This is a genomic window from Granulicella paludicola (assembly GCF_025685545.1).
GTDB lineage: Bacteria > Acidobacteriota > Terriglobia > Terriglobales > Acidobacteriaceae > Granulicella > Granulicella paludicola.
The window spans coordinates 1-14,057 of sequence record NZ_JAGSYC010000024.1 but is presented as its reverse complement, the minus strand read 5'-3'; the positions used below and the strand labels follow the sequence as shown (position 1 = coordinate 14,057).

General features: G+C 60.4%; 9 protein-coding genes. 3 read left to right on the top strand and 6 right to left on the bottom strand.

Features of this window, described 5'->3' with window-relative positions; all coding sequences use genetic code 11:
* Positions 1-142 precede the first annotated feature (142 nt).
* From rpoB to OHL14_RS09410, 5 genes are all read right to left on the bottom strand, one after another.
* Positions 143-4,651, bottom strand: a complete 4,509-nt coding sequence (gene rpoB / locus OHL14_RS09430; RefSeq protein WP_263379091.1) for a DNA-directed RNA polymerase subunit beta — start codon at positions 4,649-4,651, stop codon at positions 143-145.
* 778 nt (positions 4,652-5,429) lie between these two features.
* Positions 5,430-5,804: a 50S ribosomal protein L7/L12 gene (gene rplL, locus OHL14_RS09425; protein WP_263379090.1), complete on the bottom strand. Its 375-nt coding sequence runs from the start codon at positions 5,802-5,804 to the stop codon at positions 5,430-5,432.
* Between the two features lie 140 nt (positions 5,805-5,944).
* Entirely contained in the window at positions 5,945-6,655 is a 711-nt protein-coding gene (gene rplJ / locus OHL14_RS09420) for a 50S ribosomal protein L10 (protein ID WP_263379089.1), read from the bottom strand.
* Between the two features lie 122 nt (positions 6,656-6,777).
* Positions 6,778-7,491, bottom strand: coding sequence for a 50S ribosomal protein L1 (rplA, locus tag OHL14_RS09415; protein WP_263379562.1), 714 nt, complete (start codon positions 7,489-7,491; stop codon positions 6,778-6,780).
* Between the two features lie 680 nt (positions 7,492-8,171).
* On the bottom strand, positions 8,172-8,780 hold the full coding sequence (locus tag OHL14_RS09410) for a Uma2 family endonuclease (RefSeq protein WP_263379088.1): 609 nt from the start codon (positions 8,778-8,780) through the stop codon (positions 8,172-8,174).
* 42 nt (positions 8,781-8,822) lie between these two features.
* On the opposite strand from OHL14_RS09410, the gene OHL14_RS09405 reads away from it, so the two are divergent.
* The 3 genes from OHL14_RS09405 to OHL14_RS09395 all read left to right on the top strand — a co-directional run bounded on the left by OHL14_RS09405 (position 8,823) and on the right by OHL14_RS09395 (position 12,912).
* Complete coding sequence (locus OHL14_RS09405) at positions 8,823-10,043, top strand: MFS transporter (RefSeq protein ID WP_263379087.1); 1,221 nt, start codon at positions 8,823-8,825, stop codon at positions 10,041-10,043.
* A 129-nt stretch (positions 10,044-10,172) separates the two neighbouring features.
* Positions 10,173-11,624: an MHYT domain-containing protein gene (locus tag OHL14_RS09400; RefSeq protein ID WP_263379086.1), complete on the top strand. Its 1,452-nt coding sequence runs from the start codon at positions 10,173-10,175 to the stop codon at positions 11,622-11,624.
* 154 nt (positions 11,625-11,778) lie between these two features.
* Positions 11,779-12,912: an SPL family radical SAM protein gene (locus tag OHL14_RS09395; RefSeq protein WP_263379085.1), complete on the top strand. Its 1,134-nt coding sequence runs from the start codon at positions 11,779-11,781 to the stop codon at positions 12,910-12,912.
* A 326-nt stretch (positions 12,913-13,238) separates the two neighbouring features.
* On the opposite strand, the gene OHL14_RS09390 is transcribed toward OHL14_RS09395, so the two are convergent.
* Positions 13,239-13,952, bottom strand: a complete 714-nt coding sequence (locus tag OHL14_RS09390; RefSeq protein ID WP_317890407.1) for a zincin-like metallopeptidase domain-containing protein — start codon at positions 13,950-13,952, stop codon at positions 13,239-13,241.
* Positions 13,953-14,057: the final 105 nt, after the last annotated feature.

The window sequence follows — 14,057 nt, the reverse complement described above, 5'->3', positions numbered from 1 at the left end:
GCTTCGCTGCTGTTCTACTGCTTCTACGTTTCTTCTGTCGTGCCTGCTTTTTGACTGCAGGCGCTTCTTCAATCTCTGCTTCGCCTCCGCTGCTAGCTCAAGCCGTTACACAAGCTAGGAGCTAGCAGCTGGAGGCTAAAAGCTAATCGGCGACTGCGAGCTCCGGCATAGCTTCAACCTCTACCGCAACGTCGGACTTCTTCTTGACCAGCTCGACGTCGAGGCAAAGCGATTGCAGCTCGCGGATAAGTACGTTGAACGACTCCGGTACACCCGGCTCGATCGCAGCCTCACCCTTGACGATGGCCTCGTAGATCTTCGTACGGCCGAACACATCGTCAGACTTCGCAGTGAGGAGCTCCTGCAGAATGTAAGCCGCGCCATATGCTTCAAGCGCCCACACTTCCATCTCACCGAAGCGCTGTCCGCCGAACTGCGCCTTGCCACCCAGCGGCTGCTGCGTGATCAGCGAGTACGGTCCGATCGAACGAGCGTGGATCTTGTCGTCGACAAGGTGGGAGAGCTTCAACATGTAGATGTAGCCGACCGTGACAGGCTGCTCGAAAGCCTCACCCGTCATGCCGTCAAACATCTCGCTCTTACCCGAGCTCGGAAGTCCGGCCGCTGCGAGCAGCGCCTTGATCTCCGACTCCTGCGCGCCATCGAACACTGCCGTGCCGAACCAGATGCCGCGACGCATACCAGCCGCCACGCGCATCGTCTGCTCGTCATCGAGCGCCAGCAGCTGATGCAACGCTGCCGTGTTCTTGAACGCTTCCTTGAAGATCTCCTTCACCTCACCAGCTTCCTGGTGCTTCGCAGCGAGTTCCGCCACCTTCTGTCCGAGCGTGTGTGCTGCCCAGCCAAGGTGCGTCTCGAGGATCTGTCCGACGTTCATACGCGAAGGTACGCCCAGCGGATTCAGCACGATCTCTACCGGCGTTCCATCCGGCAGGTACGGCATGTCTTCTTCCGGCAGAATGCGCGCGATCACACCCTTGTTACCGTGGCGTCCGGCCATCTTGTCGCCGACCGAAAGCTTGCGCTTCATCGCGATGTACACCTTCACCATCTTGATCACGCCCGGCGACAACTCATCGCCCTTGGACATCTTGCCGATCTTCTCGTTGGTGATCTTGCGGAGTACGTCGATCTGACGCGAAGTCATCTCTTCGATCTCGTCGATCTGCTCGTTGACGCGCGGATCCTTGTCCGTATAACGAATACGCTTCAGGTTACGCGTCGAGATCAGCTCGATCATCTCGCGCGTCAGGATGTCGCCCTTCGAGAGCAGCTTCTTGTTTGTGCGCTCGTCGTGCAGATCAGCCAGCACCTCCTTCGCGCCCAGGATGTCGTCGAGACGCTTGAGGCGCTCGTCCGTCAGGATTCGAATCTCGTCCGCAAGGTTGCGCTCGAGCTTCTCCACCATCTCCTGTTCGATCAGCAGTGCACGCTGGTCCTTTTCCTGTCCCTTGCGGCTGAAGATACGAACATCCACGACCGTGCCTTCGATGCCCGGAGGGCACGTCAGTGAAGCATCGCGTACGTCGCCGGCCTTCTCACCGAAGATGGCGCGCAGCAGCTTCTCTTCCGGCGTCAGCTGGGTCTCGCCCTTGGGCGTGACCTTTCCGACCAGGATGTCGTTATGGCCGATCTTGGCGCCGATGCGGATGATGCCCGACTCGTCCAGGTCACGCAGAGCGTGCTCGGAAACGTTCGGGATATCGCGCGTGATCTCTTCCGGTCCAAGCTTCGTGTCGCGCGCTTCGATCTCGAACTCCTCGATGTGGATCGAGGTGTAGTAGTCCTCGCGGACCAGCTTCTCCGAGATGAGGATCGCGTCCTCGAAGTTGTAACCGCGCCACGGCATGAACGCTACGAGAACGTTACGACCGAGGCCGAGCTCACCCTGTTCCGTGCAAGGACCATCTGCAATCACCTGGCCCTTGATCACACGGTCGCCGTGGCGAACGATGGGCTTCTGGTTGATGCAGGTGTTCTGGTTCGAGCGCTTGAACTTAGTCAGCTGATAGATGTCCGAACCAACCTCGCGCGACAGCTGTGTTGGGTGGTGCTCACCCTCCACACGCACGATGATGCGCTCAGAATCGACCGAGTCGACGATACCGTTACGCTTGGCCAGGATCACAGCGCCCGAATCGCGCGCCGTTACGCCTTCCATACCCGTTCCGACGAACGGCGCTTCAGCTACAAGCAGCGGCACCGACTGGCGCTGCATGTTCGCACCCATCAGCGCGCGGTTCGCATCGTCATGCTCAAGGAACGGCACGAGCGAAGCTGCAACCGACACCAGCTGCTTCGGCGAAACGTCGACGTAGTCGACCTCGGCCTTCGGCACCAGCACGAAGTTGCCCTGCTTACGAGCGTTGACCAGATCGTCGACGATGTTCAGCTCGGCATCGAGCGTGATGTTCGCCTGCGCGATCGTGTGACGGTCCTCTTCCCATGCCGACAGATAGAAGCTGAACGGCTCCAGATCCATCGTCCGCTTACCGTCCTTCTTCAACTGCTTGTTCAGCTTGACGGAATCGGAGATCTCGAGCGAATCACCCTGGCGAAGCCCGGACTCACCGGCATTCGTCACAGCAACGTAGTCCAGCACCACGCCGTCCTTCACCTTGCGGTAGGGCGATTCGATGAAACCATACTCATTGATGCGCGCAAAGCACGACAGCGACGAGATAAGACCGATGTTCGGTCCTTCCGGCGTCTCGATCGGGCAGATGCGGCCGTAGTGGGTCGGGTGAACGTCGCGGACTTCGAAGCCAGCGCGCTCACGCGACAGACCACCAGGTCCAAGGGCCGACAGGCGGCGCTTGTGCGTGATCTCGGAGAGCGGGTTCGTCTGATCCATGAACTGCGACAGCTGTGACGATCCGAAGAACTCGCGGATCGCGGCCATCACCGGCTTCGCGTTGATCAGGTCGTGCGGCATCGCCGTCGACATCTCCTGATACACGCTCATCTTCTCCTTGATCGCGCGCTCCATGCGAACAAGTCCGATGCGGAACTGGTTCTCCATGAGCTCGCCTACAGCGCGGACGCGGCGGTTGCCAAGGTGATCGATGTCGTCAACGTTGCCGATATTCTTGCGCAGCTTCAGCAGGTAACGGATCGTGCCGTAGAAGTCCTCAGGCGTCAGCGTGCGGTGATCGAGGCCCGCCGGGTCCTGGTTCTCATACAGCTTGATGTTGAACTTCAGGCGGCCTACGCGCGAGAAGTCATACTTGCGCGGATCGAAGAACATACCTTCGAACAGGGCGGTCGCCGTATCGAGCGTCGGTGGGTCGCCGGGACGCAGCTTGCGGTAGATCTCAATCAGCGCTTCCTCGGGCTTGCGCACCGAGTCGCGGCGCAGCGTGTTGGCAATGATGTTGCCTACGTCGTCGCGCTCAGGGAAGAAGACCTGGAAGGTCGTCACACCCGACTGGAGGATCTTATGCAGCTTGTCCGCGGTCAGCTCGGCGTTGGCCTCGTACATCAGCTCGCCGGTGGTCATGTCGATCACGTCGGCGGCGATCATCGCGCCTTCCAGCTCGCTGGTCTCCACCTCAACCGAGGTCACGCCTGCAGCACGAAGCTGCTTCAGCGCGTTGTTACCGATCTTCTTGCCCGCAGCAACAATCTCTTCCTTCTTGCTGTTGTGCAGAGCCGCAGTTGTACGGCTGCCCAGCAGGTTCGTCGGGACCTCGTCGGTCGCCAGCGTCCAGCTCAGCTTGCCTTCAGCCACATTGAGGGTATCGACCGTGTAGAAGGTCTTGAGGATCTCCTCATCCGTACGCAGGCCGAGAGCGCGCAGGAAGATCGTTCCCAGGAACTTGCGCTTGCGATCGATGCGGACATACAGCGTGTTCTTCTGGTCGTACTCGAACTCCACCCACGAGCCGCGGTACGGAATGATCTTGCCCAGGAAGTAGGTGCGGTTGTTCGCCGTCTCGAAGAAGACGCCGGGCGAACGGTGCAGCTGCGAAACGATGACGCGCTCGGTGCCGTTGACGATGAACGTGCCGTTAGCCGACATCAGCGGAATATCGCCGAAGAAGACTTCCTGCTCCTTCATATCGCGCAGGGTCTTGACGCCAGTCTCCTGATCCTTGTCGTAGATCTTCAGACGGATCGTCACCTTCAGCGGGGCGCTGTAGGTCATCGAGCGCTCTTCGCATTCAGCCTGGTCATACTTCAACTGCAGGCCCACCGGGTCACCGCACTTGGTGCAGAAGTCAGGGGTGTTCTTGTTGTACGTGCCGCAGAACTTGCACAGTACATCGCCGGGATGGAACGGATCGGTGATGACCATGTGGCCGCAGCTGGTGCAGGCAGTGCGCAGGTGGTTCAGCCCCTTCAGGTAGCCACACTTGCACTCCCAGTTGCCGATCGAGTAATCGACAAACTCAAGCTCCGAAACGTTGCGGAAGTCCGTGATCGGGAACACCGAGGTGAACACGGACTGAAGTCCGTTGTCCTCGCGCTCCTGCGGCAGTTTGTCCATCTGGAGGAAGCGCTCATACGAGCGGCGCTGCACCTCAATCAGGTTCGGGATCTGGATCGACGTTGGGATCTTGGAAAAGTCGAGTCGCTGGCGGATGGCCCGCATTGCGATGTTCGTGTCGCGGTTGTTTGGATTCGACATGCTCTCTCCTTGCCGGTCGCGGGTGAGGCGGCGGCTGCTTGGTTCGAGGCCCTGAGATCGTCCACCCACCGTGCGGGCTTATCTCTCAAGGGAGAAGGCCTCCGCAGTTTGCGGCGCCCCCTCATTGGACTCAGTGTGCGCCTGTTCCGGTCATGGCTCCCCTCGCGGAGACACAACCTGAAGCGCTTGCTACTAGAACCCCAGCGAAGCATTCTGCGGGGCATAAACTTTTTCCGTGCCTTCGCCCTTGATCTTCACAAGGCGCGAACTGTTACAACGTTTCAAGCGGGTACAGCGTCGCAACATGCGGCATCTCCCTGAAAAATCAGGCAGATGAAGAATCTAAGGCAGTTAGTGCTTGGAAACTCTGGCAGAGACGACGAAAGCGCCCTTCGGGACAGCTCGCCCGGAGAGCGCAAATGCGCAAATCTTGGAAATCTCACCACAACAAAAACGATGAATAGTCGCCGCCCTTTGATCCCTTGGCCAAGGGATCAAGAGTTTGCCGCTTGTCACACGTTTCACCCTGCGGACCCGCCGCTCGAACCACAAGGTGGCCGGCTCCATAACCTGCTTCGCATTGCCAGGATGAACCGGAAAACTACTACCAAAACTTAAGCTCAGTTCAAGTTGGCAGCCATAAAGACTGCAATCTCTGGGAGCCCACCGCCTGCAAACCGGCTGCACTTACACACCAAGGCAGAGGCGGATATCCCCACTCAAGAGGATACCGCACTCTGCCTTTCCGTGCAAGCCAGATAAACTGGCCGGTACATAACTACTTGATTTCGACCGTCGCGATTCCGTCGAACTTCTTGGCAATAGCAGCCGCGTCGTCCTTCGAAATGTTCTCCTTCAGAGGCTTCGGAGCGCCGTCGACCAGGTCCTTGGCTTCCTTCAGACCAAGAGCGGTCACTTCGCGTACAGCCTTGATGGTGTTGATCTTGTTCGCGCCGGCATCCTTCAGGATGACGGTGAACTCGGTCTTCTCTTCTGCTGCCGGAGCAGCTGCGCCGCCGCCTGCTGCAGGAGCTGCAGCAACCGCTGCCGCTGCCGAAACGCCGAGACGCTCTTCGAGCTTCTTCACCAACTCAGAAGCCTCGAGGAGGCTGAGAGCAACGATCTGATCTTCCAACTGCTGAATGTCTGCCATGATGTTCTCCAGTGATTACTAAAAATTGGGTACTGCGTATTTGGTTCTCCTGCGGCGCTCGTCTGCCTCAGGCTGCCGCCGCTCTTCAGGTTTCCGTTGCGCCCAGACTGCGCACCTGAAAAACTAGCGACGAAACTTGGTTAGCCTTCGACCGGCTCGGCCGAGTGAGGCGTCGTCGCCTCGGGCTCAGCAGCAACAGCCTCAGCCGCCGGAGCTTCTGCAACCGGTGCCTCTGCAGCAGCCTCTGCGGCCGGAGCCTCAGGTGCAGCTTCCGCAGCGGGTGCCTCTGCAGCCGGAGCCTCAGCCTTCGCTTCGGCAGCCGGAGCGCCGAACTTGCCCTGCTCTGCGGCCATGTTCACCACGACAGCCAGATTGCGGCCGGTCGCGTTGATAACCGTAGCCAGGCGCTGTGCCGGCGACTGGATGAGGAACAGCAGCTTCGAGAACAGCTCTTCCTTGCCCGGGAGCTTCGAGAGCGAGTCAATCTCGGCAACGTTGATCACCTTGCCGTCGACGATGCCCAGCTTGAAGGTGAACTCTGCGTTGTCCTTGATCCAGGTGGTCAGCGCCTTTGCCAGCGCCACCGGGTCACCTGAGGTGTACGCAACCGACGACACACCCTTCAGCCCCTTGAGAGCCTCTTCTACCTTCGTGCCCTCAGCCGACTTCGCAGCCAGCTTGTTCTTCACGACGTGGTAGTTACCGCCCGCCGCGCGGACAACCTTGCGCAGCTCAAAATCCTTCGCGGCCGTCATGCCCTTGAAGGTGCCGATGATGGCCGAAGTCGAGTGCTCGAGCTCCGTCGCCATCATTTGTACTTTTGCGTTCTTCTTCGCCTTGGTCAATGCCATGGTAAAAACCTAACCTTCACTGCCGGACTTCCAATCTCTCCGGCTAATCTCTATATCGCTCGAAAGCTGCATCGGGAACGGGGCGTCACGACTCCCTACTCCCTACTTCCTATTCCCTGCTCTTAGGCCTTTGCCGCGACTTCCGCCGTTGCCGCATCCAGCTCAACGCCGGGGCCCATCGTCGAGCTCAGAATGATGCGCTTCACGTACTTGCCCTTGGCCGCCGAAGGCTTCGCCTTCATCACAGCCGAGATCACGGTCATCGCGTTCTGCTCGATCTTCTCAATCGGGAACGACAACTTACCAACCGGAACATGAACCAGAGCCGTCTTGTCCGCGCGGAACTCGACCTTACCGGCCTTGATCTCAGCGATCGCCGCAGCTACATCCGTGGTCACGGTACCGGTCTTCGGGTTCGGCATCAAGCCGCGCGGTCCGAGGACCTTACCCAGCTTACCGACCGAGCGCATCATGTCAGGCGTGGCGATCAGGGCGTCGAAACCGGTCCAGTTCTCTTTCTGGATCTTCTCAACCAGCTCCTCACCACCGAAGAACTCCGCACCTGCGGCCTCAGCCTCACGCACCTTGTCGCCCGAAGCGATTACAGCCACGATCTTCGACTTGCCGCCGAGACCATGGGGAAGAACCACCGTGCCGCGGACCATCTGGTCAGCGTGGCGGGTATCGACACCCAGGCGCAGCGTCAGATCGACGGTCTCGTCGAACTTGGCCCACTTGGCCTTCTGCAACAGGGGAATGGCCTCGCCGATGGCATACGGACGCTGCTCCACAAGGGCGCGCGCCTTCGCAATATTCTTGGAAACTTTCTTGGACATCATTACCTCGTCTCCCACCCCATACATGCGCTGTTCCGCAAGGGCGTGGTCTCGACTAGCCTGCACGGGAGTGCAGACAACCCTCTAAGTATGCCGGAAACGGTGGCTCAGGTCAATAATTCGGCTCGCTTTTTCGAAAGATGCGCTTGAGTATCATTGAATGACGCTCAGCCTCAATCTAAAAATACCCGGCGGCAACGATGACCATCTTCTTGCGCACAAACACTCATGGCGAAACCGAGTCGAAATCGAAGCCAGCGTGTCTTGTGGGTGCTTCTATTGCTTGTCTATTTTCGCTCCAGCTGAGATTGTCTTATGGGTGGACGACAACCAAACGGCATTATGTCCAAAATGCCCGGTAGATTCAGTAATAGGGTCTGCATCGGGCTATCCGATTACAACCGCTTTCTTGCAACGCATGCACGACCATTGGTTTTAGCTCGTGCGATCGCCGGGTGCCCCGTTCATAAGCAGCATAATCGCGGATGAACGGGTTGACGAACCAGTCCCGCGCCCAAACATTACAAGCGCCACCACCCAGGAGGGCCCGGCTTCAGCCGACCCAATAACCGCCGCGCCGCAGGCGCTACCGCTCTGCCCTGAGCAACGTCGAAGGGCCGGAGCAAAGGCAGCCGTAGCGACTGAATTGCCTTCCTCAACCTCGCCGCCACACTCGACACCTACCCCCAAACCTTCCCCAACTCCAGCACAAACCCAGCTATCGGCCCCTCGCCACACATCGTCGCCGGCTCATGCCGCTCCTCCATCGCTCGCCCCGCACGATAAACCTCGACCGTCTTCCGCGATGGATCGAACAGCCACCCAAGTTCAACGCCGTTCTCCATCCAAATTTCCATGCGCTCACGCCACTCCTGCGGCGTCCGTTGCAAGGAGACGACCTCGATCACAAACGGAGGCGCCCCGCGAAGAAAGCCATCTCCTTCCCGCTCTTTATGCACCGCGTATGTCGCTTCCGTAACCCACGACACCCGAGGACCACGCATCGAACCATCGCTCAAGAAATAGCCCACATTCGGCAGCACCCGGCCTACGCCCGCATCATCACTCCACGCATACAACTCACACATGAGGTCCGTGGCGACGGCACCGGCTATCGTGCCTCCAACGAGCCTAACCTCCAGCTCGCCATTCGGTTCCCTCTCAATATGGAGGACATCTTGCCGCGCAGAAAGCCGCTCCAACTCCTCATCCGTCAATGGCCGTAAGGGCCGCATACGAAAAGGAACTTCCGGCATCTCCAAAGTCATGCGGAACCATGGGCTTTCCATGGAGCGAGTCTACCCACTTTCCGATCGAATAAACTACTCGAAATGCCCAGCACGACCCCACCCGCCGACGCCGCGTCCAGAACCGCCGACCGCCACATCACCCTCAACATCCTCCCGGCCGTCTTCTTCACCTTCATCACCTATCTCTGCATCGGCGTCTTCCTCGCCACGCTGCCGACCTTCGTCCACCAGCAGCTCGGCCTCAGCGCCATCCTCGCCGGCCTCTTCGTCAGCTTGCAGTACATCGCCACCTTCGCCTCGCGTGGCTACGCGGGCCGCATGGCAGACACCCTCGGCCCCCGCCAGACCGTTCGCCGCGCCCTCATCTTCACCGGAGCCAGCGGCCTCATCCTCGTCCTCGCCGGCCTCTTCCAGCACACCCTCTGGATCGCCCTCACCGCGCTCGTCATCAGCCGCCTCTCTCTCGGCGTCGGAGAAAGCCTCGGTGCCGTCGGAGCCATCATGTGGGGCATCGGCCGCGTCGGCCCTACCAACACTGCCCGCGTCATCGCCTGGAACGGCGTCGCCACCTACACCCCCATCGCCGTCGGAGCTCCCGTAGGCATCCTCATCGCCTCGAAGTTCGGCATCGCCTCCCTCGGCCTCTTCGTCGCCCTCCTCTGCGTCATCGCCTTCGTCGCCGCCACCCGCATGGCCTCCACTGCCGCGCAGGAAGGCGAGCAGCTCGGCATCCGACACATCCTCCGCGGCGTCACCCCCTATGGCCTAGCGCTCGCCCTCGGCGGCATGGGCTTCGGTGTCATCGCCGCCTTCGTCACCCTCTACTTCGCCCACCAGCACTGGGAAGGCGCCGCGCTCTCGCTCACCATCTACGGGTCGGCCTTCGTCTGCGCCCGCCTGCTCTTCGCCGGCCTCATCGACCGCTTCGGCGGCTTCCCCATCGCCGCCATCTCCTTTGCCATCGAAGCCCTCGGTCTCGCCCTGCTCGCCTTCAACCACTCCCGCGAACTCGCCTATATCGGCTGCGGCCTCACCGGCCTCGGCTTCTCCCTCGTCTTCCCTGCCCTTGGCGTCGAAGTCTCCAACAACTTCCCGCCCGCCTCCCGAGGCTCCGTCCTCGCCGTCTACTCCGCCTTCGTCGACCTGGCGCTCTTCCTCACCGGCCCCATCGCTGGCCTCGTCATCAGCTACTACGGCTACCCTGCGATTTTCCTTGGCATCGCCGGACTCGTCCTCCTCGCCCTCGCCCTCACCTTGTGGCTAGCCTCAACCGTGCGCGCCCACCGTCAACCGGCCTCCTGACTCTTTCCTCTTTTAGGCGAACTTCCGCACTCTTCTCACGCACAACTCCCTGCCGCTCAAGCAGCAATCGGTTAGACTCGCTCCACTGAATCAATCCATTCCTGGCCGTTCTGTGACACGGAGTTCTCTTTGCCTGGCAGCTATGATCCATGGACCATCCTCGGCTCGTTTCTGATCGCCTGTTTCGCGGGATACGTCGCGTTCGAATGCATCGATCACACTCAGTTCAGCGATAAGCCCCGCCAGTGGGCCACGCTCGGCGGCTTCGCTCTCGGTCTCGGCATCTGGTCCATGCACTTCGTCGGCATGGTCGCCTGGAAGCCCGACTTCCCCCTCTATTACTCCATCGACAGAACCCTGCTCTCCGTCCTCATCGCCATCGCCGCGTCCGTCTTCGCCATGCACCGCGTCGTCCGCAATCAACTTAAAGGCAAGCCAGACTCGAACTTCTTTGAGGCCGTCCTCGTCGGCTGCGGCATCTGCGCCATGCACTACGTCGGTATGTCCGCGCTCAAGTTCGACAAGGGCGTCATGTGGCACGCCAATCTCGTCGTCCTCTCTCTCGTCATCGCCATCGCCGCATCCTCTTCTGCCATGCAGCTCCTCGCCCGCAGCCGCACCGGCGTCGCCAGCCCCAGCCGCAGACTCCTTGCCTCCATCGCCATCGCTCTCGCCATCTGCGGTATGCATTACGTCGGCATGGCCGCCTTTATGCCCAACGAAGGCAGCGTCTGCCTCCGGCAACCACTCTCCTTCAGTGGCCTGGCCTTGGCCCGCATCGGTGTCGGCAACGCTCTCCTCTTCACCATCGCCCTGCTCATCGCCTCCTATCGCGAAAAGTCCGTCTGGGTCGAGATGGTCAGCAAGTCTCAGCTCGAGGCCCTCGAAGCTGCCCGCAAGCTCGAAAATATGGCCGCCATCGAGAAGATCACCGCGTCCGTCGCCCACGAGATCAATAGCCCCCTCGAATCCGTCATGAACCTCCTCTACCTCATCGGCATGGGAGCGATTGGTCCCGACGAACGACAGTATCTCGGCATGGCGCAGACCGAACTCGGCCGCATCGCCAGCATCACCTCGCACACCCTCAAGTTCTATCGCCACGACACCGGTCCCACCGCCACCTCCATCCCTGAACTCTTCGAGTCCGCCCTCGCCCTCCTTCAGGTTCCGCTGCGCTCCTCCAATATCAAGGTGGAGACCTGCTGGCCCGAGAACCTCGCCACCGTCCTCTGCCACGAAGGCGAAATCCGCCAGGTCATCGCCAACCTGGTCAGCAACGCTATTGATGCCATGCCCAACGGCGGTACCCTGCGACTCTCCATCCAGCCGGACAGCGAAGGCCTCACCGCCTCGATCACCGACTCCGGCAGAGGCATCCCCGACGATCTCCGCGACAAGATCCTGAAACCCTTCTTCACCACCAAAGGACGCAAAGGCAGAGGCCTCGGTCTCTCCATCAGCTCCGAGATCGTCCAACGCCATCACGGCACCTTCACCTTCGCCAGCCCCGCCCCCGGCAGCAATACCGGCACCCAATTCGTCTTCTTCCTTCCCTTCGCCCCCACCTCCCGCCGTTAACTTCTCGGATTCCCTAAAAAACTCGCGTTTTGCCACTCGCCAATCATTTCTACAACTTAGCCGCCCCACGCTCAAAAAGCGAAACTAAGGCGAAATTATCTCTTGACATCGACCTCGTTCGAACCTAACCTCAGCATCATTGAGAGGCGAAGATATGGCGAAACAGACAACGACCCCCCAGCTCTTTCCCATCGTCGGCCAGGCCGTCGCTCCCAAAGGTCTCTCCCGCCTCGCCGCGCTGGCCACGCACGCAGACGACGGGCACCTCATCGAGTTCAAGTCCCTCACCGCCCGCTCCATCCTCAACAAGTCCGTCTCCAAACGCCAGCTCTCCCTCGCGTGGTCCATCAACCCCTATCGCGGCTGCGAGTTCGCGTGCAAATACTGCTACGCCCGCTACACCCACGAGTTCCTCCAGCCCGCCCCTATCGCCGAGATCCCCATCGGCACCTACGAAGGTCCGCAGCAGCCCTGGGCACTCGCCTTCGAACGCGAGATCTACCTCAAGGAGAACGCCGCCTGGCTCCTCGAACAGGAGCTCCGCGCCATCGGCCCCAACCTCGCTAAACATCAGGACGAGATCGCCATCGGCACCGCCACCGACCCCTATCAGCCGATCGAGCGCCGCGTCGGCATCACCCGCTCCTTGCTCGAAGTCTTCGCGAAACACGAAGGCCTTCGCATCGGCCTCATCACCAAGTCGAACCTCATCACGCGCGACATCGAACTCCTCAAGCAGATCGCCGCGAAGAACACACTCGTCATCCACATCACCATCACCACCACGGACAGCGCGCTCGCCCGCCAGCTCGAACCCCGCGCTCCCCGCCCCGAGCTCCGCTTCGATGCCGTCCGCAAACTGCGCGAAGCCGGTCTCACCGCCGGGGTGCTCTGCTCCCCTCTGCTTCCCGGCATCAACGATAGTTTGCAGTCGCTCGACGCCGTCGCGAACCGTGCTGCCGCAGCGGGTGCCAGCTTTCTGGGAGCTCACCCGCTGTTCCTCAAATCGTGCTCGCGTCCTACCTGGCTGAGCTTCGTTCGCGACACGTTCCCCCACCTCGCCGCCGACTACGAACGCCGCTACGCTACCATGGACTTCGCCGGCACCGACTACCGCAACAAGATGGCCAACCTCGTGCGCCAGGTCTGCCACATCCACCGCCTCGGCGAACGCTCCTCCGACGCGCTCCTCACCCGCGCCACCGGAACCCCCATAAACACCCGCAAGCAGCCCGCCGCCGCGGGCCGCCCCACACCAGCCCAGGCCATGCTCTTCGCCGCCAGCTGAGAGCCTCTGATTCAGTCCGCTTCACCTTCCAGCCAAACCTCTTTCCATGTCATTTCCGCAGGCTTGTCATTCCCGCAGGGTGAATACCATTTCAGAAATTACTCATCCGAAATGGGTTAATCCGGCTAATCGTGGCTGTGTAGGAACTGTGTAGACCGTTTGTGCAGAATTCGGTGTGAATGACAGCTTTCGTGGCGCCGGAAGAGGGCCGGGAGAACCCCGCAGGGTGTCTCCCGCGCCGCCAAAAAGGTAGACGGGAGTGCCTGCATCCCGTCTACCCAGTCTCGTGTAGCGAGAGGATTGTTACTTGCTCGCGCGCACGGTATTCATGCTGCGACCGCCGCAAGTTCCTCGTCTGTCAGTTCGTCCGCGTCGCGCCGCTCCAGTCCGGCAAGGATGATGCTAGCGGTCTGCTGAATGACTTCCAAGCTCTCGGCCAAGAGTAAGGCATTGCCATTATAGAGCTGGATGTAGTCGGCAGACGCCGAACCGGTCACGAGCCCCAGGGCTTTCCCCACAACGAACGCCACGGCCTCGGCTTCCGTCTCGCGCACGGTCTTCGTCGTTGCCGTGCGGCGTTCGTTGCGGTGCAGGAGTTCGTGTCCTGCCTCATGGACAAGCGTGCTGAAGGCTTCAGCCTTCGACTGTCCCGGTAGCAACACGATGTGTCCGCCATAGCTGATGCCAAGGGCTGGCGCAATCTTCTCGCTGTAGCTCACTGCAATCCCTTTGCTGGTGAGGAACGCGGTCAGGAGCTCGATGTTCTCGCCGGGGTCGCCGTTGACGCTCTCCATCTCTGGCAACTCAACACCGTTGGTCTGTGAGATATCGAAGACGTAGGCGTTGCGGAAACCCAACAGCATCGGCTCGTTCTGCCCGGTGAGGTCCTTCTCGGCACTAGTGTCCCTCTTCCGGCGAACGCCCAGGACCGGCGCAAGAATGCGGATGCCTTTGGCTCCGGCATTGACGCTTCGTCCAAGCTTCTTCCACGTCCAGAACCCAGCAACACGGGTGGCCTTGGGCATCTGCGAAGCACTCACACACTACCCATGTTTCTCTGACGATTCACTATCCTCATCATCCTCAGTTTGGCCAAGCGGTGACGCTGGTTCGGCGGGTTTCGTTTTCCGGTCAGCCTCGGGACC